Source organism: Nitrosomonas sp. Nm166 (assembly GCF_900112825.1).
In the GTDB taxonomy this organism is placed as follows: Bacteria; Pseudomonadota; Gammaproteobacteria; order Burkholderiales; family Nitrosomonadaceae; genus Nitrosomonas.
Map to the genome: position 1 here is coordinate 13424 of NZ_FONE01000019.1, position 21449 is coordinate 34872.

General features: G+C 42.9%; 20 protein-coding genes. 17 read left to right on the forward strand and 3 right to left on the reverse strand.

Going from position 1 to position 21449, the window contains the following annotated elements:
• Window positions 1-149 precede the first annotated feature (149 nt).
• Entirely contained in the window at window positions 150-2534 is a 2385-nt protein-coding gene (locus BM021_RS06990; protein WP_090720278.1) for a penicillin acylase family protein, read from the reverse strand.
• Window positions 2535-2752: 218 nt separating this feature from the next.
• Here BM021_RS06990 and flhB point away from each other — a divergent pair, with 218 nt between their 5' ends.
• From flhB to motD, 7 genes are read left to right on the forward strand one after another with little or no spacing between them, the layout of a single operon-like run.
• Window positions 2753-3898, forward strand: coding sequence for a flagellar biosynthesis protein FlhB (gene flhB, locus BM021_RS06995; RefSeq protein WP_090720280.1), 1146 nt, complete (start codon window positions 2753-2755; stop codon window positions 3896-3898).
• Window positions 3899-3907: 9 nt separating this feature from the next.
• Entirely contained in the window at window positions 3908-5992 is a 2085-nt protein-coding gene (gene flhA / locus BM021_RS07000; RefSeq protein WP_090720282.1) for a flagellar biosynthesis protein FlhA, read from the forward strand.
• On the forward strand, window positions 5989-7272 hold the full coding sequence (flhF, locus tag BM021_RS07005) for a flagellar biosynthesis GTPase FlhF (RefSeq protein WP_090720284.1): 1284 nt from the start codon (window positions 5989-5991) through the stop codon (window positions 7270-7272). Before flhA ends, flhF begins: the two co-directional genes overlap by 4 nt.
• A complete protein-coding gene (locus tag BM021_RS07010; protein ID WP_090720286.1) occupies window positions 7265-8161 on the forward strand; it encodes a MinD/ParA family ATP-binding protein in 897 nt (298 codons plus the stop codon). Before flhF ends, BM021_RS07010 begins: the two co-directional genes overlap by 8 nt.
• A gap of 6 nt (window positions 8162-8167) precedes the next feature.
• On the forward strand, window positions 8168-8884 hold the full coding sequence (locus tag BM021_RS07015) for an RNA polymerase sigma factor FliA (RefSeq protein WP_090720288.1): 717 nt from the start codon (window positions 8168-8170) through the stop codon (window positions 8882-8884).
• A 38-nt stretch (window positions 8885-8922) separates the two neighbouring features.
• Window positions 8923-9681 (forward strand): flagellar motor protein, encoded by a 759-nt coding sequence (locus tag BM021_RS07020; RefSeq protein WP_256207821.1) that lies wholly within the window; start codon window positions 8923-8925, stop codon window positions 9679-9681.
• Between the two features lie 40 nt (window positions 9682-9721).
• A complete protein-coding gene (gene motD, locus BM021_RS07025) occupies window positions 9722-10522 on the forward strand; it encodes a flagellar motor protein MotD (protein WP_090720290.1) in 801 nt (266 codons plus the stop codon).
• Here motD and BM021_RS07030 read toward each other — a convergent pair.
• Both BM021_RS07030 and flgM read right to left on the reverse strand, forming a co-directional pair.
• Window positions 10506-10973 (reverse strand): flagella synthesis protein FlgN, encoded by a 468-nt coding sequence (locus tag BM021_RS07030; protein ID WP_090720292.1) that lies wholly within the window; start codon window positions 10971-10973, stop codon window positions 10506-10508. The genes motD and BM021_RS07030 overlap by 17 nt on opposite strands.
• Window positions 10973-11266: a flagellar biosynthesis anti-sigma factor FlgM gene (gene flgM / locus BM021_RS07035; protein WP_090720294.1), complete on the reverse strand. Its 294-nt coding sequence runs from the start codon at window positions 11264-11266 to the stop codon at window positions 10973-10975. Before flgM ends, BM021_RS07030 begins: the two co-directional genes overlap by 1 nt.
• 329 nt (window positions 11267-11595) lie before the next feature.
• On the opposite strand from flgM, the gene BM021_RS07040 reads away from it, so the two are divergent.
• From BM021_RS07040 to bamB, 10 genes are all read left to right on the forward strand, one after another.
• On the forward strand, window positions 11596-12336 hold the full coding sequence (locus tag BM021_RS07040; protein ID WP_090720297.1) for an EI24 domain-containing protein: 741 nt from the start codon (window positions 11596-11598) through the stop codon (window positions 12334-12336).
• Between the two features lie 94 nt (window positions 12337-12430).
• Window positions 12431-13276: a DUF3025 domain-containing protein gene (locus BM021_RS07045; RefSeq protein ID WP_090720298.1), complete on the forward strand. Its 846-nt coding sequence runs from the start codon at window positions 12431-12433 to the stop codon at window positions 13274-13276.
• A gap of 55 nt (window positions 13277-13331) precedes the next feature.
• Window positions 13332-13757, forward strand: a complete 426-nt coding sequence (gene ndk / locus BM021_RS07050; protein WP_090720299.1) for a nucleoside-diphosphate kinase — start codon at window positions 13332-13334, stop codon at window positions 13755-13757.
• A gap of 21 nt (window positions 13758-13778) precedes the next feature.
• The gene (rlmN, locus tag BM021_RS07055) at window positions 13779-14882 is read left to right on the forward strand and encodes a dual-specificity RNA methyltransferase RlmN (RefSeq protein WP_090720301.1); all 1104 of its coding nucleotides are present in this window, start codon (window positions 13779-13781) and stop codon (window positions 14880-14882) included.
• Window positions 14879-15661 (forward strand): type IV pilus biogenesis/stability protein PilW, encoded by a 783-nt coding sequence (gene pilW / locus BM021_RS07060; RefSeq protein WP_177186318.1) that lies wholly within the window; start codon window positions 14879-14881, stop codon window positions 15659-15661. Before rlmN ends, pilW begins: the two co-directional genes overlap by 4 nt.
• Entirely contained in the window at window positions 15661-16911 is a 1251-nt protein-coding gene (locus tag BM021_RS07065) for a RodZ domain-containing protein (protein ID WP_090720303.1), read from the forward strand. Before pilW ends, BM021_RS07065 begins: the two co-directional genes overlap by 1 nt.
• Before the next feature lie 37 nt (window positions 16912-16948).
• Window positions 16949-18187, forward strand: a complete 1239-nt coding sequence (gene ispG, locus BM021_RS07070; RefSeq protein WP_090720305.1) for a flavodoxin-dependent (E)-4-hydroxy-3-methylbut-2-enyl-diphosphate synthase — start codon at window positions 16949-16951, stop codon at window positions 18185-18187.
• A complete protein-coding gene (gene hisS / locus BM021_RS07075; RefSeq protein ID WP_090720307.1) occupies window positions 18187-19446 on the forward strand; it encodes a histidine--tRNA ligase in 1260 nt (419 codons plus the stop codon). The genes ispG and hisS overlap by 1 nt, the downstream gene beginning before the upstream one ends.
• A 95-nt stretch (window positions 19447-19541) precedes the next feature.
• On the forward strand, window positions 19542-20180 hold the full coding sequence (locus tag BM021_RS07080) for a YfgM family protein (RefSeq protein ID WP_090720309.1): 639 nt from the start codon (window positions 19542-19544) through the stop codon (window positions 20178-20180).
• 8 nt (window positions 20181-20188) lie between these two features.
• Window positions 20189-21415, forward strand: a complete 1227-nt coding sequence (gene bamB, locus BM021_RS07085) for an outer membrane protein assembly factor BamB (protein ID WP_256207822.1) — start codon at window positions 20189-20191, stop codon at window positions 21413-21415.
• The last annotated feature ends 34 nt before the right edge of the window (window positions 21416-21449 follow it).

The window sequence follows — 21449 nt, forward strand, 5'->3', positions numbered from 1 at the left end:
AGGAATACCAGGGCGTCGTGTTAGCTTCAATGTTGATATCATAAAGGAATATAGTTACTTTTTGAAAACTAATCGTTGCGGTTAGACATTATTTTGTAAATTTCTGAAAATATTTCAAGACTACACTAATACTGCCAATATTCCTGAGGTTAATTGATTGGAATAAGCCTCAACTGTCTTTCAGAGGGCCCGGGAAGAAAAGGCGTAGGCTTTCCATTGACCCAGTTGTCATGCCCGCTGCCGTAATAAGGTGACAGCGGATGCCCACTTTGTCCGCCTGGCATATCCAGATAACCTTCTTCTTCTTTGCCAGGGGCAACGACTGAGCGTTGCGAGGCGCCAAAATCAGGCGACTGAACCCGCGGCATATGATGATCACCCGGCAATGGGTCGCCCGGCATATCGAGCCATTGCGCAATTCCAAGAGGAAGTTTTGGGCTGAGCGGGTGCCTGATCCGTGCAGCATTGTACTCCCCCCAACTCTGTTCGGTAATGCTGCCGTTGCGCTGTAGCTGCTCCGCAATATTCTGGGCACAAGCAAATAGCAGGTTTTTCCAGTCCTTATAGAGTACCGGCAGTAGATGTTGGGGTTGCTGTTCGATTAATTGCCATACAATCAACTCTGCTTGGCTTAATCTGGGCAGTTTAAAATCAGGATCATATTTTCTCACCTGGGCAGCGAACCCATTTAAGACGGTTTTAATCACTTCATAGCGATACGTGCGCACAACGCGATAAGCGACAGAATCCGTGGCCGCATGCCCGTTCCAGTCTGTTAACGCTTCTTTCATTGCAACCACCCATGGCAGATCGCTGTCAACCAATTCCAGCGTGGTTTTCAGCAATTGGTGCCAAGGTGTTAATAACACTGCACGGTAATCTAACTGGATGGCTTGCATGTCCTTCGCAGTGAATTGGTCGCGTGCGAATAAGCTGTCGCGAATTTGAGTAGCTCTTGCCCCCAAGTCATAGCCGCCATCGCCCAAGAGCTCAAGCAGATTACCCGAGACAGTGCGCGAATTAGCAGACCACAGCCGTTGTGAAGCCGGATTGCTGATCAATGGGTATTGTTCGGCATCCAGCCAACCATTCCAGCCGGTATCCGGAGAACTCCAATCGGCGGGTGTTTGCGGATTGTAGTTGCCGGAGCGGGTAGGGATACGCCCTGCGAGAGTCCAGCTAATGTTGCCATCGCGATCACCGACGATAAAATTCTGCACTGGCATGCCTGCCAGTTGCGCAATTTTTACTGCTTGCTCAGCTGTTTGTGCCTGTTCCAGTTCATTCAGCTTTAGATTAACGGCTTCGGGCAGGAGTGCTGTCCAGGTTAGCGCCAGCGGTATCTGGTCATGATCCTGCGACAGGATCGGCCCCCATTCGGTTTCAAAAATATTAAGAATCTCATCCGGCGCACTACGAACATGAATCGTTTCTTGAATTGTGTTGATTGGCTTCCAGCCTGAGATGCTGAGATAGCGTGTGTGATCGTTTTCATCGATTTTTAGACGCACCCAGTCGGCAAAGTCGCCGTAACTGTTGGTAAAGCTCCAGGCGATACGACGATTTGAACCGATGACCATCGAAGGAACGCCTGGCAAGCTGATACCTGTGATATCGTGCGATTGTCCAGGAGAGGTGGTTGAAGGGTAAATGAGGCGGGATCGGAACCATAAATTGGGTACCCGTAGCGCCAAATGCATATCATTGGCGACTAGCGCAGCGCCATCGGCTAATGCGCCAGAAACCGCAAAGCTGTTGCTTCCCGGCATTTGTTCGAGGATTAAATGATCGTCTTTGAATAAATGTTCATCTAACGCTTGCAGATTAATTGCAGTGATTGAGGGTAGTTCTGGTAATGGCAGGGGTTCATCAATGAGGGGGGCATCCCATTTCCCCGCATGCATTGTCAGAAACTGATACACCGAATCGGGTAGCGCTGCCCGCATGCTGGAAAGCTTTAATTCACGGTAAATATTCGATTCATTCAGGGTGAAAAACATTGCATATATCACCAGAATACTGTCTTCATTGCGCCATGCAGCCGGCTGGGTTTGTGTCAACAAATAAGGAAAAGGGCGCACACTCAGTGATTGCATGCCTCGATTGACGCCAATCCGGTAAGCATCAAGCAACTGCTGCTGTGCATCGGGAAGTTGCTGGAGTGCTGTTATCGCACGGGTACGCATGCGAAATTGGCGTATTTTCCGGTCGTGTGTAACTGCGCTGGCGCCAAATAATTCTGCCAGTTCACCCGCAGCTTGTCTGCGCATGAGATCCATCTCAAAAAAACGCTCTTGCGCGTGGATATAACCCATGGCCATGGCCAGATCCAAGCGATCCTGACCGGTAAAGGTAACACTGCCCAGTGCATCTCTATCGATCAACACCGGAGCAGATAATCCGGGCAGAGCTGCTTCCCCGCCATATTGCGGTAAGCTGCCGCGCAGCAGGAATCCTGCAGCGATAACGGATAAGCAGATGATTGACAAGCTTGTTATCAGGAAGTAGCGGGTAAAACGTAAAGTAAACTGCATATCCTCATTGAATCGATAATTGACTAATCATTAAAAAATACCGAGGGTTAGGTAAGCGGCACTGAATGGCTTTGTTATTCCATAACCCATTGAAAAAATATTAAATATTGTGTTATTGACAGTATTGCATAAATAAAGGGGATGATTCCTTCTTTGTTCTCATTATTGAATCGCAACAGCCGCCATGATAATTCATTTGTAAGAATTTGGAGTGTGTCATGGCTGAAGAAAGTGATTTAGAACGTACAGAGCCGGCAACGCCGAAGCGCCTGGAAAAAGCAAGGGGAGAAGGCCAGGTTGCGCGTTCTCAAGAATTGACTACTTTTGCCTTACTGATGGCAGCCGCAGCCGGATTATTGTTTTTGGGTGCCGGTCTGATGGATAAGCTCCTGAAAATCATGCGAGCAGGCATGCAAATGGAGCGGGATTTAGCATTCCAGCCTGATCTGATGCTTAACCGTTTCTATGAGCTTGCCTTTGAGGGATTAATTGCAATTGCACCATTACTTTTTTTGCTGATCATCGTGGCATTTTTTGCACCGATGCTTTTAAGCGGCTGGATGATCAGTGCAAAAGCGTTGATACCCAAGTTTGACCGTATCAATCCGATTACAGGCTTCAGCAGAATATTTTCTGTGCGTAGCCTGGTTGAACTTGGAAAAGCAATCGCAAAAACCATTGTCATTGGTGGCGTTGCAGCGCTGATGATTTGGCACAACAAAGAAGAAGTCATGGCGTTATTGACACTTCCCGTTGATTCCGGAATTAGTCGCACCGGCGAGTACCTGGCAATAAGCTTTCTGTTGATTATCGGTGCAATGATATTGATTGTGGTGATTGATGTGCCATTTCAGATTTGGGAGCATGCGAAGCAATTGCGAATGACCAAGGAAGAAATTCGCAAAGAACATAAAGAAGATGAGGGTGATCCATTTGTTAAAGCCCGTATTCGTGGCCTTCAACGTGAAGCAGCACGCCGTCGTATGATGGCGGAGATCCCTAAAGCAGACGTTATTGTGACTAACCCGACGCATTATGCAGTGGCACTGAAGTATAAAAGTGAAACCATGCGCGCGCCCAAGGTAATTGCAAAAGGTGTGCATTTATTAGCTGCGCGCATCCGTGAAGTAGCTGAAGAGCATCGTGTGCCGATTCTTGAAGCGCCGCCACTGGCACGGGCTTTGTATTATCACGCTGAATTGGAAAGTGAAATACCTGAAAAACTGTATGCCGCAGTAGCTGAAGTATTGGCTTATGTATTTCAACTTAGACGCTATCACGAATATGGCGGTAATGCGCCGCCTAAACTGCCGGTTGATGTACCGGTTCCTGATGGTTTGGATCAACCCCGACATGCAGTTTGATGAGCAAATATGAATAATGCAATCACATTATCATCTTTAATTGATGCGAATAATCTCAAGACACTTGCCGGTCCGATATTAATTATCATGATCCTGGCCATGATGGTGTTGCCTTTGCCGCCATTCATACTGGATCTTTTATTCACCTTTAATATTGCGGTATCCATTATCGTGTTGATGGTGAGTCTTTATACAAAAAAACCCCTTGATTTTGCAGTTTTTCCAACAATACTGCTCATTACTACGTTACTGCGATTATCACTCAATATCGCTTCAACCCGGGTGGTACTGCTGCAGGGACATACGGGTCCTGATGCAGCCGGCAAGGTAATTGAAGCTTTTGGACATTTTCTGGTGGGCGGCAATTATGCTGTTGGCTTGGTAGTGTTTATTATTCTGGTGGTCATCAATTTCGTAGTAATTACCAAAGGTGCGGGACGCATTGCAGAGGTCAGCGCACGTTTTACCTTGGACGCCATGCCAGGCAAACAAATGGCCATTGATGCGGACCTGAATGCCGGATTGATCGGAGAGGATGAAGCGCGTAAGCGCAGAGCGGTTATTTCTCAAGAAGCCGATTTTTACGGTTCAATGGATGGTGCCAGCAAGTTTGTGCGCGGTGATGCCATCGCAGGCGTGTTGATTATGCTCATTACCATTATCGGTGGGTTAATTGTCGGCGTATTGCAGCATGATTTGGAATTGGGCGCAGCAGCCAGAAATTATACGTTATTGACGATTGGTGATGGCCTAGTAGGCCAAATTCCAGCCCTGGTTATTTCAACCGCTGCTGGTCTGGTTGTGAGCCGCGTCACTACCGATGAGGATCTCGGCGAGCAAGTTTTAAGTCAATTATTCAACCAGCCTCAAATTTTGGTAATAACCGCCAGCATTCTGGGTGTCATGGGGTTAATTCCTGGCATGCCTAATTTTGTGTTTCTGCTGATCGCTTCTATTTTAGGTGCAATCGCTTATATAAAACAAAAAAGCACAAATACACAATCTCCTGAATCGATTGCACCGCCAATCCCTATCGTAGAGAAAGTGGAAGCCAGCTGGGACGATGTCACGCCCATTGATACCTTAGGTCTGGAAGTTGGCTATCGGTTGATTCCGCTGGTTGATAAAGCCCAACAGGGAGATTTGTTAAAAAGGATTAATGGCATACGAAGGAAATTTGCGCAGGAAATCGGCTTTCTGCCACCGATTGTGCATATTCGCGATAACCTTGAGCTGCGGCCCAATGCCTATCGTATTGCCTTGAAAGGTTCAGTAATCGGTCAGGGAGAATCTTATTCAGGTATGTATCTGGCCATCAATCCTGGACGGGTCACGATGCAATTACCAGGTACCGTAACCAGTGATCCAGCTTTTGGATTGCCAGCCGTGTGGATTGAGACCGCCTTGCGAGAACAGGCACAAATTAATGGCTATACGGTTGTGGATGCCAGTACCGTGGTAACGACGCATCTTAACCATTTGATTCATTCACATGCGGCTGAATTATTAGGCAGGCAAGAGCTGCAAAAACTTCTGGATCATCTGAGCACACAATTTCCAAAACTGATTGAAGATTTGGTGCCTAAACTATTGCCTTTGTCAACGGTACAAAAAGTTTTACAAAACTTACTCGAAGAGAGTGTGCATATCCGTGATATGCACACCATTATCGAGGTGCTGACCGAGCATGCAGTACAAATACAGGATGCTACTGAACTGACTGCGATAGTCAGAAATGCTTTAGGCCGTACCATCTTAGAGCAATACTTTCCCGCCGGTACCGAGTTACAGGTGATGAGTTTGCATCATGAGTTAGAAAAAATACTGACCCAGGTTATGCAGACAGGCGGCGCACAGGTGGGAGCCGGAATTGAACCGGGACTTGCTGATACATTGCTAAAAGAAGCCCGCACTGCAGCACAACATCAAGAGAAATTGGGATTGCCGATCGTATTACTGGTACCTGGCACTATTCGTTTCTTACTGGCCAAATTTTTGCGTCGTGCCTTGCCACAGTTGAGAGTGCTTTCTCACTCCGAAATTCCAGATTCAAGAAGAATCAAAATCACTTCCGTTATTGGGGGTAGCAGATGAAAGTGAAAAGATATATTGCTTCTACGTCCAAAGAGGCATTGCGTCAGGTTAAGGAAGAACTTGGCGCCGATGCGGTAATACTTTCAAACAGAAAAACGAAAAATGGCATAGAGATCATGGCGCTCGCAGACTCTGAGATGTCAAGTCTCGTGCAAGAAGTGCCAACGCCATCCGCAGTGCCTGATACTCCTCAGTATGAACAAAATAAAGACCTGCGTGCGGCAGAACCGCATTTGAAGCTGTCTTTAACCAATGCATCAGCAGAAACCCAGAAGACATCCCATGAGGTTATGCCTGCGTCATTGGCGCATGACATTATTGCCGAGATACAAGCCATGAGAAGCACGCTGGAAGATCAGTTAGCGACTGTCGTATGGGGAAGCTTTGCACAGCGTAAACCGGAGAAAGTAAAAATACTTCGCGCTATGTTGGATGCTGGTTTTAGTCCGCTGTTGTCCCGTCGTCTTGTGGATAAACTAACAGCTGATTTCGATTATGAGCAGAGCTTGAAGCAGGCAGTGTCAGCTCTGGCTTTTAATCTGCATACTGCAGCCAGTGATGAAATGGTAGAAAAAGGCGGGGTTTATGCGCTGATTGGCCCGACTGGTGTTGGAAAAACTACTACCACTGCAAAATTAGCAGCTCGGGGCGTCATTCGGCATGGTGCAGACAAAGTGGCGTTGCTCACAACGGATAGTTACCGTATCGGTGGTCATGAACAACTCAGGATCTATGGGCAGTTATTAGGCATTCCGGTTCGTAATATCAAAGATACAGAAGACTTGCAGCTCACATTGTCAGAACTGAAAAACAAGCACTTGGTGCTGATTGATACCGTTGGCATGAGCCAGCGTGATCAGATGGTTGCCGAGCAGATCGCTATGTTGAGTAACTGTGGCGCAGATGTAAAACGCATGCTCATACTGAGTGCCGCATCCAATGGTAGAACGCTGGATGAAGTGATTTCTGCTTATCAAAAAAATGGTATTTGGGGGTGCATTATTACTAAAGTTGATGAATCGGCAAGTTTGGGCGTCACGCTGGATGCCGTTATCCGCAAAAAAATACCTCTGCATTATGTAGCTAACGGGCAAAAGGTTCCAGAAGATATTCATGCGGCTAATCCTCGATATTTGTTACATCGTATTTTTAAATCACCTCCGGGAGATTCTGCATTCACTTTGCAGGATGCAGAGTTTGCATTGATCATGGCCAGTAAGAACAATGCAGAGTCTTCTCGCTCGGATGAGAAATCATTCGCAGGGTTCAACTATGACTAGAATGATTGTGCAAGATCAAGCTGCGGGTTTGCGTCATTTAATGTCATTTCAAGCTCATGATTCAGCACGTATTTTCACCATTGCCGGCGGAACAACACGGATCGGTAAAACCAGCGTGGTGATAAATCTTGCTGTGGCATTGGCTCAGAACGGCCGGCGTGTGCTACTGATCGATGAAAACCCGTGCCATAACAATATCTGTACTCATTTAGGGCTGCAAGCACGTTTTGATCTGCTTCACTTGATCAACAGGGATAAAAAATTGCACCAGGTTCTCCTGCGAGGGCCGGAAAACATCACTATATTATCTGCGATGCGTGGCATTCATGCATTAAGCAAGCTGAATCCACTTGAACAGGATTGGCTTATCAAGAGTTTCTCAGAGTTGACTAAATCTGTTGATATTGTGCTAATCGATACTGCCATGGCCGGCACTACGCATGTCCTGCCTTTAAGCTTGGCTTCAGAACAAGTCGTGGTCATGATTTCAGGTTCAGCTGCTTCTCTGACTGGCGCTTATGCGCTGATTAAGATTATGAGCCAGGAATATGCAAAGCAGCATTTTCTCATTCTGGTGAATAAAGTGGATTCAGAGGCAGAATCGCTTGCTATTTACCAGAACTTACACAAAGTAGCGCGCCAATATCTTTCCGTAACACTTGAGCTTATTGGGTATATACAAAACAATGAGAAATTACGTAGCGCTACCCAACTGTGCAAATCTGTCATTGAAGCATTTCCGACTTCGCAAGCTGCAATTAGTTTTAGGCAATTATCTCATGACATCTTTCGTTCTTCATGTCCAGACAGATATAACGGTGGAATTGATAATTTCATGCAGAGATTGATTCGAACAAGCCATCTGAGCATGGCAAATTTAACGGTGTGATTGATTATGTATACTGCGACTGGAACCAGAACAATTGATAAAGAACAGTTTGTTACTGAATTTACTCCATTAGTAAAACGCATTGCATATCACATGATGACGCGATTGCCGGCAAGTGTACAAGTCGATGACCTTATTCAAGCCGGTATGATCGGTTTGCTGGACGCGATCAATCGCTATGAAGGCTCATACGGTCGGCAATTTGAAAGTTATGCGGCACAGCGTATACGTGGTTCTATTCTGGATGAATTGCGCGAAGCAGATTGGCTGCCACGGAGCTTACGAAGAAAAATGCGTCGTATAGAAGCTGCAATCAATTTATTAGAACAACGCAATGGTTGTGCGCCGAGTGAACAGGAATTAGCGGAAGAGTTGAATATGCCTCTTGATGAATATCATGAGATATTGCAAAACGCGCGAGGCGCTCAGTTAATTTATTACGAAGATTTTCAGCAAGAAGATGAGGAGCCGTTTTTGGATCGCCTGTTAGTCGATGCCGAGGGGGATCCACTCAATGCATTATTGGATGAAAATTTCAGGAAATTGCTGATCGTTGCGATTGATAATCTGCCACCCCGCGAAAAACAGGTGATGGGAATGCATTATGAGCAGGAAATGAATTTAAGAGAAATTGGTGAAGTACTTGGCGTGAGTGAGTCGCGGGTTTGCCAATTACATACTCAAGCAATAGCACGTTTACGCAGCCGTTTAAGAAATTCCTGAGAGCGGTCTATGGATTATCCATTGTGATCAGGTTCTTGATGAATAAAAAATCTAACATGGATTTAAATAGCGTGATCGGTATCTTGCTGGCTTTCGCTGCAATCATCGGTGGACAAATACTTGAAGGAGGGCATGCGAGTTCTCTCATTCAAGTGGCAGCGTTTTTAATTGTGGTGGGAGGCACTACTGGAGCAGTTTTATTACAAAGCCCAGTCAAAGTTTTTCTGAATGGTATCAAAATGAGTATTTGGATATTTTTCCCACCTATTAACTCGCCCCAAGCTTTAATCAAGCAAATCATTCATTGGTCTCATATTGCCCGCAAAGATGGCTTGTTAGCGCTAGAATCGCACATATCAGCTGTAACAGATCCGTTGACAAAGAAAGGCTTGCAATTGCTTGCTGATGGTAGTGCTGCAGAGAAATTACGCGAAGTTTTGGAAATTGATATCTCAGCTTTGGAAACGCACCAGCGTCAGTCCGCTCGAATTTGGGAAGCCGCCGGAGGTTATGCACCAACCATTGGCATACTGGGGGCTGTACTCGGTTTAATTCATGTGATGGAAAATTTAACCGACCCTGAGCTTCTAGGAAGCGGTATAGCAGTCGCCTTTGTTGCAACAGTATATGGAGTAGGATTGGCAAATCTGGTTTGTTTACCGATAGCCAATAAGCTAAAAAGTATTATCAATGAACAAGTGGTGATGCAAGAGATTCTGGTTGATGGATTTATGGCAATTGCTAACGGTGAAAATCCGCGGTTTATAGAGAACCGGCTAAAAGGCTATTATGTTTAACCACTATGCGGTTATTATTAAATGATTTGTTAACCATGGCATGTTGAAAAAAAGAAAGCGAAGAAATGATGAATCTTACGAGAATCATGAGCGCTGGCTTGTCTCGTATGCAGATTTTATAACACTATTATTTGCATTCTTTATAGTAATGTATGCAGTTTCTTCAGTTAATGAAGGGAAGTATCGCATTCTAAGCCATTCACTGGTTAGTGCATTTAAAAGCGGCCATTCATCAAACTTAATATCCGCGAAATCTTCAGAGCTTGCACTAGCCCACACACCGCAATTGAAACAAACTGATTCAATCAAGCTCATTGATGAGCTAAGTTCTCGTAAAGCAAAGCAACAAAGAAAAATGCAAAGCATGGCTAAAAATATCTTGCACGCTTTGGAACCCTTAGTAAAGGACGGTCAAGTAAGAGTTATGCAAAACTCTATAGGAATTACTATAGAAATTAATGCGAGTGTTCTTTTTTCACCAGGTCAAGCTAAGCTTGCAGAAAATTCCAGCTTAGCATTGCGGGCGGTTGCTCATATTATTAAAGGACATGAGCACGGAATTCATGTAGAAGGGCATACCGATAATTTGCCTATTCATACTGAAAACTTTCCATCCAACTGGGAGTTATCAGCAGCACGTGCAAGCAGTGTGATCAGGTTATTTATAGAGAATGGCGTAGAAGCAAGTCGACTTACTGCTATAGGTTACGGTGAAAACAGGCCGATAGAAACCAATGAGACAGCTGAAGGTAGAAGAAGAAACCGGCGAGTTGCCATTATGATTTTATCAACTGATACTGATAAAGTAATTGAAATACCGGCTGCTAAGTTTGAGCACTGAAATAAGCCTGACCTTTAGGGTTATATAAAGAAATATTTCCTGTTGCACACTGCAAAGCGGCAAAAGCCTGCTGATTGTGCTGAAGGTAAGCGGAAATAACCAAACCATTAGACTGGTTAAATTTTTGAGCTATTCTTGCCAGTTCTAATAGCTCATTCCAAGCAATCTGTATTTCAGGCTGATTTGGATATTGTTGTTTTAACCAAGTACTTACACAATTTCTTCCTGGAGGAAGTCCTTGATTATAAAAGTGTTCATTTCGATGTTCGTCAAGTTTCAGCAGTCTTTCAACCAAATGTGATTTATCTGAGGCTAGGTGATCAATCTCTTCTATTATTCCTTGAATTAAAGCGTTTTCTTCTTTTTTAAGAATTTCAATAAATGCGCGTAGTGTACTTTTTTCAGTTTCTAAGGCTAAAAGAAAATTTGCTGAATGCAGAGATTCAACCATTAAACAGTGCCTTTTTTAGATTGTATTAATTCCTTAACAGTTTCAAGTAGTCGATCAGCAACAACTTCTGGATTTATCTGAAAATTTCCTTCACTAATGGCTTGTTTTATTTCCTGAACCCGAGCTGTATTGACAATCGAGCCTCTATCAATATCTTGAAGCTTTGTAATATTTGGGCTTAGATGTACATTACTTTCTGATTCAGAGTTGGGATTCAGCGTAGTATCAGTGCGTCTTTTTCCATCACTGACAGAGACAGTTGTCACTGATTGTAATGATTTATCTATCTTCACTTTTCTTTCCTTTAATGGGTTTTATTAAATATTTAATCGACGCTTGCACTTGAAACTTTAGCCTCTAGGTCAAATTTCATTTATTGTTGATATGAATTTGATTCATTCTCTTCGATCTGTAGTATTAAAAATAAGGTTCTAATCTTATAAATCCAAGTTATGACAGGCTATTGAATTTATTTATAATCAGAAATTTTTAATGATGATCTAGACTTGACTTGTCATTAATAGTTCTAGCTATCCTTTTGATTAGTAAAACGCGCTGATATCGTAGATAATGACTATCTTCAGATCAAATATATATTTTATTTATTATTTTGTGAACTCCAATGTCTTTAATATTTAAAGCAATTGTAAGTGCACTCAGAGACTTACTGCGATTCCAAATTGCTTGGATTATGGTTTGGCCGATTCTGGTTGCAGCTTTTTTTTGGCTTACTGTTGGTTATATTTTTCAGGAGAGCTTTTCAGAGCTAACTTACCAAGCCTTTGATGCGATTGGTATTGGCGAATGGCTGAAGAATATTGAGTCGGATTGGATTGCTGTCACAATTCAGGGTTTATTCCATATCCTTTTATTTGTTCCGCTTGTAATAATAACCACACTAATTATTACCACAATTTTTGTAATGCCGGCACTCATAAAATTAATTGCTGACCGAGATTACCCGGAGCTTAAGCGCGCAAATGGGGGCAGTCTTAGTGGGAGTATCATTAATGCAGTGCTCGCTAGTGGTATTTTTATCCTGATTTGGATTGTAACTTTGCCTTTATGGACAGTTGGAGCAGGTGTTGTCGTCCCTTTCATTGCTGCAGCTTTTATGAATCAACAGCTATTTCGTTATGATGCGTTATCTGAGCATGCTACCAAGCGGGAGATTAAGATAATTTGTGCATCAAATAGATATTCACTATGGGGATTAGGATTACTGACAGGTTTTATCCAGTTTGTGCCGTTGCTTAATTTACTAGCCCCGATCTTCACAGCGCTGGCCTTTATTCACTTCGGACTTGAGCATTTAAAGCTTTTGCGTGCAGCAGATAAGCAAAGCCATCCTGTATTACTATAAGCTTTAATCAATTCAAAGCTATCACCAATGGAAAACGCTTAATCTTATCGTTCATCAAGATACTTTAAATAAGTATCCGAGTCATAGATTAATTATGAGCATTCAAGACTGGAATCCGAACTTTATGGATCTCTCCCCTATGTTTGAATCGTTTGGGCACTTAAGGGAACAGCTTGAAAATATGCAATATTGGCCAGATCACATTGATCTGAATCAGTTAAATCTTAAACAAAAACTGAAAATCCGGACTCGATCAGGAAAGAAAATTGACTTTGTGTCCCCAATTCCAATAATTGGAAAGCCATGTTTTGAACAAAAATATGAATCGAGAATTTATTTAACGGGCCAAGTACAAACCAGAACTGAGAATTGGCATGATTTCTTCAATGCCCTGGTATGGCAAATATTTCCACATGCTAAATCAGCACTCAATCAATTGCATTATCAGACACAGTTATTTGAATCATTGAATGGGGTTAAGCATCGTAGTGTATTAAGGGATGCAGCAACGCTTTTTGATGAATCTGGTGTGGTAGTTGTCAGTAGCAAGAAGATATTGGTACGGCTGTTAAGAAATTTTGAATGGAAACAGTTATTTTGGCGAGAACGTGAAGCAGTGCTGTCATCTATGCGTTTTTTTATTTTTGGCCATGCATTATATGAGAAAGCGTTAAATCCCTATATAGGGATGACTGGTAAAGGTATTATTCTTCATGTTGATGAGGTATTTTTTGATCAAACTTTATCAGATCAATTGCAGTCAGTTGATCTGATGTTGGAGCCTTTTTTATTACAAACTTTGTCATCAAATTCCGATCTGACTCCTATTCCGCTTTTGGGTTATCCGGGCTGGATTGAGAATAATAACAATGAAGCTTATTATGAAAATAAAAAATATTTTCGTGATCGACGTAAATCCGACCAATATCCTAAAAATTAAAATTTGATTTTTTGTTAGAATACCCGTTTAGTTTACTAATTTATTGGAGTATTTAATGGCAATTGAAAGGACACTATCCATTATTAAACCGGATGCTGTTGCAAAAAATGTAATTGGGGAAATTTATTCACGTTTTGAATCAAATAGTTTAAAAATCATTGCGGCTCGTATGGTCCATTTATCACAATCTGAAGCAGAACAATTTTACGCAGTACATCGTGAACGCCCATTTTTCCAAGATTTAGTAAAATTTATGACATCTGGTCCTGTCATGGTGCAAGTGTTAGAAGGGGATGAAGCGATTAAAAAAAATCGGGATCTGATGGGAGCTACAGACCCTAAAAAAGCTGAGAAAGGAACTATTCGTGCCGATTTTGCAGAAAATATTGATGCCAATGCGGTTCATGGTTCGGATGCTCCGGAAACTGCTGCGACTGAAATTGCCTGTTTCTTTCCTACCTTAAATATTCATTCCCGTTAAAGCTTATCAACAATTTAAGCAGTGACTACCAATTTATTAAATTACGATATCAAAGGATTAGCTGATTTTTGTGCAGAAATTGGAGAAAAACCATTTCGTGCAAAACAGTTGCTGCGCTGGATTCATCAATTGGGCATTACCGATTTTGTTGACATGAGTGATCTGGCAAAAAGTTTGCGCGAGAAATTAGCAGCACTGGCAGTCATTGAATCACCGCAAATTATTTCTGATTATGTGGCAGCAGACGGAACACGTAAATGGTTGCTATCAGTGGGAGCTGATAATGGGATAGAAACTGTTTTTATACCTGAAGCCAATCGCAGCACGTTATGTATTTCGAGTCAAGTTGGATGTGCCTTGGCCTGTGCGTTTTGCTCGACAGGGAAGCAGGGATTTAACCGCAATTTAACAGTTGCAGAAATTATTGGACAATTGTGGATTGCAAATAAGATGCTGCGAGCGTCTTCTGAAAACGTTACCCCTGATACAAACCGGGTGGTTAGTAACGTGGTAATGATGGGCATGGGAGAACCCTTGGCCAATTTTGAAAATGTAGTGATGGCTCTGGATTTAATGCTGGATGATCATGCCTATGGACTTTCACGGCGACGTGTTACGGTTAGCACTTCAGGATTAGTACCGGCAATAGACCGGTTACGTGAACGCTGCCCGGTTGCTTTAGCCGTATCTTTACATGCGCCAAATGATCATTTACGTGATCAGTTGGTGCCAATTAATAAAAAATATCCTATTAAGGAATTACTGGCAGCCTGCCAACGGTATCTAATCGCGGCACCCCGAGATTTTATAACTTTTGAGTATGTGATGCTGGATGGTGTCAATGACAGTATTGGCCATGCGCGTGAGCTCATCAAATTGGTCCAAGATGTACCTTGTAAATTTAATCTCATTCCGTTTAATTCGTTTGCTGGTTCCGGTTTCAAACGTTCACCACCAGAAGCTGTGCGTGCTTTTCGGGACCTACTGATACAGGCTGGGTTTGTTACGACCGTCAGAAAAACTCGCGGGGATGATATTGCAGCAGCTTGTGGTCAATTGGCGGGTCAGGTAAAAGATAAAACACGCCGCGCTCAACGAGCTGCGAGAATGGAAACAGTAAAGTGAAGAAGATTCTGCTAGCTTTTATATGGTTGCATCTTCTATGGCTAAGTGCTTGCATACAACAGCCGATTGCAGAGAGAGCGTCAGATCAGGCTAAATCAGACCGGGCGTATCAGAGTGCTAAGATTCATACTGAATTGGCTGCCGAATACTTCAATAGAGGGCAACTAAATGTAGCCATAGAAGAAGTTATGGAAGCATTAAAAGCTCAATCCAATTATGCTCCTGCATATAATGTGTTGGGGTTGATAAATATGGCGCTCAATGAAAATAATAAAGCACTGGATAACTTTGAGCAGGCCATTCGTTTAGCTCCTAAAAACTCTGAGATTCATAATAACTACGGATGGTTTTTATGTCAGCGTTTTCCTCAACGCATAGATCAAGCTATTAATCACTTTATGGTGGCAGCGAAAGATCCACTCTATTTAACCCCAGAAATGGCATTTGCCAACGCAGGTGTTTGCGAGCTTAAGCGCCAGAAATATCATGAAGCACAAATATTTCTTCAGAAGGCACTATCCATCCAGCCCAATTTTTCGCCAGCTTTAATGGGATTAATTGATATGGATTTTCAGCGCGGAAATTTAGTTGAAGCAAAATCCAAGCTTGTCAATTTATTACAAAATAATGTATCAACCCCTGAAAGTCTATTATTGGCAATACAAATTGAGCAGGCAATCGGTGATCAATTGGCTGCGGATAGCTATATTTTTCAATTGCAGAAATATTTCCCGGATTCCAAAGAAGCTGCAACTGTTCGAGAAGAAAGGATCAGATAATGAATGATATCCACCAAACAAATAATCATAATGCTCAACCTGTGGGAGAAAAGGAATCGGTTGATATCGATTTAACTACAGCGGGAGATCATTTACCACAAACCGAACATGAAAATGCTAGAGAAAATATTCAGCAGGATTTAACAGCGAATCAGAACATAGCAGTGTCAGAAGAAAAAAATATACTGTCTGTCAACACAGAACAGATGACGGATTTTAGCTTATCTTCAATCAATCAAAACAAAGATAATATTGGGCAAATCAAAGTGGGTAATAATGAGTATATAAACACAAATTCTGATTTGCAAATAGTTAAAAATGTACAGAATGATATTGATTCAACGCATATTGTGCAAAGCGTTGGACATATACTGCGTAAAGCGAGAGCAGCCAAAGGTATGAGCATTGAAGATGTATCTCGGCAATTACGCCTTTCGGTTCAGCAAATTGAAGTAATTGAGAAAGAAGATTTTGACAAATTGCCTGGGCGTACATTCTTGCGAGGCTTTATTCGTAATTATGCTAATCTCGTCCAGTTGGACCCGGTGCCGCTATTGCAAATGTTGCCCGAATCAGCTCGAACGATGTCTACTTATGAACGAATGCCTCTCAAAAAAAAGCAAATATCGTTTTCTTCAAGCCGAGAAAGCTCAGGCAGCAACCGGCTAGTTATTTTTATTGTTTTATTTGCTAGTATCTTCGGAGCGTATTTTATTTTTGAGAATAATAATTGGAATAATAAATCGGATAGCAATCTTTTAAGTAGCGAGACAAAGCGGAATACTGAAAAGACTTCCATGGAAATTCAGCTACCTTTGTCTGCAACAGTAAAAAATACTGCCAATCCGCAGGCTCATAAAACATCAGAGACAAATGTTCAAGTCAATGATGAGAAAAATTCAGAAATGAGGTCAAATATAAAAACTGAAACTTTTACTATTCCTATTCCGATAGAAAATAAACCTGTCACTCAAGAAGAAACTGAGAAACCAGCTGCGGCATCTGGTGATTTAGGTAATTTATATTTTAAATTTACTGCAGATTCTTGGGTCAAAGTAGTTGATGGCAAAGGTGTCCTTTTGCTCGAGCAACTCAAGAAGAAGGGAAGTGAGCAGAGTGTCGCGGGTAAAAAACCCTTATCAATTGTTATTGGCAATGCATCAGGCGTTAATCTCACCTATAATGATACCGAGATTGATATTTCTTCCTACAAAAAGCAGGATGGAACTGCGCGTTTTACACTTCAATAAATAAGCATGCTGCAACATATTGATTTAAAATTAAATTATGTCAGAAAATAGTTTCTTAATACATCGCCGACCCAGCGTAGGTGTTCGGGTTGGTCCAGTCATGCTGGGTGGTGGCGCCCCGATTGTAGTGCAATCAATGACCAATACCGATACGGTTGATGAGGTGGCGACTGCCGAGCAAGTTGCACAATTGGCACGTGCAGGGTCTGAGTTGGTACGGATTACTGTCAATTCGATGGAAGCGGCGAGTGCTGTACCAGGAATTCGTGCACGCCTGGATAATGTGGGGTGTCATGTACCTCTCGTTGGTGATTTTCACTTTAATGGTCATAAATTACTGACCAGTTATCCAGAATGTGCAAAAGCCTTGGCAAAATTTCGTATTAACCCCGGAAATGTCGGCCACGGTAAAAAACGTGATGAGCAATTTGCTACATTGATTGAAACTGCCTGTAAATACGATAAGCCTGTGCGTATCGGTGTCAATTGGGGGAGCCTTGATCCAGAGATGCTAGCGCGCATTATGGATAAAAATGCAGCTTCCAATAATCCACAAGATGCCAAATATGTGATGCGCGAAGCATTGATCACTTCTGCGCTGGAAAGCGCCACTAAAGCAGAAGAGATCGGCCTTAAGCGCAATAAAATTATCTTATCTTGCAAAGTAAGTGGTGTGCAGGATCTGATCATGGTATATCGCGAATTGGCTGCACGTTGTGACTATGCGCTACATCTGGGATTAACGGAAGCGGGTATGGGTTCCAAGGGCATCGTGGCATCGACAGCAGCATTGGCAGTGCTTTTGCAGGAAGGTATTGGGGATACCATTCGTATTTCACTAACGCCAGAGCCAGGTGGAACTCGTTCTCGGGAAGTCATTGTCGCCCAAGAAATTCTTCAAACCATGGGTCTACGCGCATTCGTCCCCCTAGTAGCCGCTTGTCCGGGATGCGGTCGCACTACTAGCACTTATTTCCAGGAATTGGCGGAGAGCATTCAAGCTTATGTACGCGACGAGATGATCATGTGGCGTCAGCAGTATGAAGGTGTTGAGAATATGACACTCGCTGTCATGGGGTGTGTTGTGAATGGCCCCGGTGAAAGTAAGCATGCTAATATCGGCATCAGCCTGCCTGGTTCTGGCGAAAATCCGGTGGCTCCAGTGTTTGTGGATGGTCAAAAAACCGTAACTTTAAAAGGCGACAACATTGCCAACGAATTTCGTCAGATCGTTGATAAATATGTAAGCGAAAAATATCCGAGAAAAGCCGTCTGATGGCTAATGGTGTAAAAGCAATTCGCGGAATGAATGACATTCTGCCGAATGAATCTTATCTATGGATACATTTTGAACAGATAATACACCAATGGCTTGCTGCCTATGGCTATCGGAATATTCGCACCCCTATCGTGGAGCAAACTGATTTATTTATTCGCTCCATAGGTGAAGTGACTGACATTGTTGAGAAAGAGATGTATACCTTCATTGATCATCTCAATAACGACAGTTTAACCTTGCGTCCTGAAGGCACCGCATCGTGTGCACGTGCTGTCATCGAACATAATCTCTTGTATGCTGGTCCGCAAAGACTATATTATGCCGGACCAATGTTCAGACATGAACGACCGCAGAAAGGGCGCTACCGGCAATTTCATCAGGTGGGCGTTGAAGCATTGGGTTATGCCGGACCAGACATTGATACGGAATTGATTGTGATGTGCTCCCGGCTATGGGATTTATTAGGAATTCCCGACTTACGCCTAGAAATCAGTACACTAGGTAATGCTGAATCGCGTGCATTGCATCGGACCCGGCTGATTAAATACTTTGAGCAGCATCATGACAAGCTGGATGAAGATTCATTGAGGCGCTTGCATACCAATCCACTGCGGATATTAGATAGTAAAAATCCCGAAATGCAGCAGATCATCGAAGGTGCACCTAAACTGATTGATGATCTGGATGAAGAATCATATCTTCATTTTGAATCATTGCAGCATATGCTGCGTGAACAAGGGATTAATTTTGAAATTAATCTGCGCCTAGTAAGAGGGCTTGATTATTACAATCGCACAGTATTTGAATGGATTACCGATAAATTAGGGGCACAAGGAACTGTTTGCGCAGGTGGGCGATATGATGGCCTAATTGAGCAAGTGGGAGGGAAATCTGCTTCAGCTTGTGGTTTTGCTATGGGGATCGAGCGGCTCCTTGCTTTAGTGCAGGAAAGCGATAAGAAAATAACGCAGCCTGTGCCTGATATTTATATTGTTCATGAGGGTGGGCAAGTAATGAACTATGCCTGGAAATGCGCTGAATTTCTTCGCGATGAAGGGCTCAATGTCATACTCCATTGTGGCGGTGGTAGTTTCAAGTCTCAGATGAAGAAAGCGGATGCTACAGGCGCTTATTATGCGCTGATTATTGGCAATGATGAAGTTAAAGCGCAAGAGGTAACCCTCAAACCGCTACGGGAGCCAATTGAGCAAGCAAGCGTAAAATTAAGTGCGGTTATTCAATTAATCAAAAAATGATTACCCTTTCATTAGTCGACTCATATTTAATATGATCAATTACTTACTTAATTATTGAATCTTTATGCAATTTAAAACTTATGTAGGAACCTAGAATGGCGACTTATGACCTTGAAGAACAGGAAAAAATTGCTGGAATTAAGGCTTGGTGGAATAAGTATAGCACTGCTATTACCATCTTATTAACAGCTTTTCTTGTGGCTATTGGCGGTACACAGGCTTGGAAGTATTATCAGCAGCAGCAGGCACAGCAAGCAGCTGATTTGTATGCTTTATTACAGCAAGTTAAAGAATCTAATGATGCAGCAAAAATTAATGATGCAGCGCATCTGCTTACCGAAGGGTTTCCATCCAGCGGTTATGCATCCCGTGCAGCGCTTATTGCCGCACAAGCGGATGTGCAGGCCGGTAACAATAAACGAGCAATACAAAATTTGCAGTGGGTCATCGACTATGCCCAAGAAACAGCATTGCATGATCTAGCGCGATTAAGAATTGCTGGTATTTTGCTGGACGAAGAAAAATATGATGAAGCGCTAAGAATTTTAAATACTCCACATGGCGAAACTTTTGCGGGATTATATTTAGATCGCAAAGGTGACATATTGGTGGCCTCAAAGAAAGTTTCTGAAGCGCGGCTTAGCTATCAGGCAGCCGTAGATAAGCTTAGTAAGAGTAACAATTACCATAATATTGTCCAAATGAAGTTGGATGCATTGGGTGAGTCTGATTAGTCATTAAAGTGATTGTTTGGTTAAATTCTGTCAGATCCTGGCGATTATCCCTCTTTTCGATATTTGTGGTTTTGCTGCTGCCTGGTTGTAGTAGCACAGAGAATCCATTTGATATGCGTGTCATCGAATCGATGAGTACAGGAATATCCGATCTTTTTGTTAAAGAAGAGGTGGTTGTATATGAGAAGGAAGAACTTGATGCTTTAAAAACGACTGATCGTATTCCTTTAAAATGGAAAGATAAAGTCAGTGAGAATCAGATCGCATCCTTTTATACCGTCTATGATAATGGTGCGTTATACGTCGCGGATGAAGAAGGAAAGCTAACGAAATATGATGCAGCGACTGGTAAGCAGTTATGGCAGATCAAAAGTAAAAATAAATTTTCTGCTGGAGTCGGTATCGGCGAAGGGCTGATTTTGATTGGAACATTTAAGGGGGAAGTACTTGCTTATAATGAATCCGGGCATATGGTATGGCAGGCATTCGTCACCAGCGAAATTTTGAGTCCACCACAAATACAAAATAATATCGTAGTGGTACGTACTTTGGATGGTCGTATATTTGGACTCGATGCCGTTGATGGAAAACGTAAATGGATTTACCAAGGCGCGACTCCTTCATTGATGGTACGCAGTGGTGCGGGGATAACACTGGCACATGGTGCAGTATTTGCTGGTTTTCCAGGTGGGAAATTGGTTGCAATGAGCTTGTTTAATGGGGATTTAGGTTGGGAAGTAGCTGTTTCCCAGCCACGCGGGGTGACTGAGCTCGAACGTATGTCCGATGTTACAAGCTCACCGGTAGTCAACAATCAGTTTGTTTGTGCAGTTGCCTACCGAGGGCGTGTCGCGTGTTTTGCGATTAACGATGGTTCGCAGATATGGGCGCGTGATTCTTCCAGCAGCGCTGGTCTTGCTATGGACAATGATTATGTCTATGTGACGGAAGAAAAAGGTGCGGTTGCGGCTTATGATCTGCTGAGTGGCGCTGGCATGTGGAAACAAAGCAGATTAGGCAGCAAGAAATTATCCCGGCCTGTCATAAAAGGACAATATATTGTAGTCGGGGATGATCAAGGTTATGTCAATTTATTACGGAACTATGATGGTGCGTTAGTGGCCCGTTCGGCGACTGATGGTACGAAGATTCAGACGGCTGCCAGCTTGTTGCCGGATGGATTTGCAGTGCAAACGGCTAAAGGCGGTGTTTACGCTTTTAGTACACAATTTTAGAATTTATGAAAAGTTTTCTTGCATCTTAAAGACT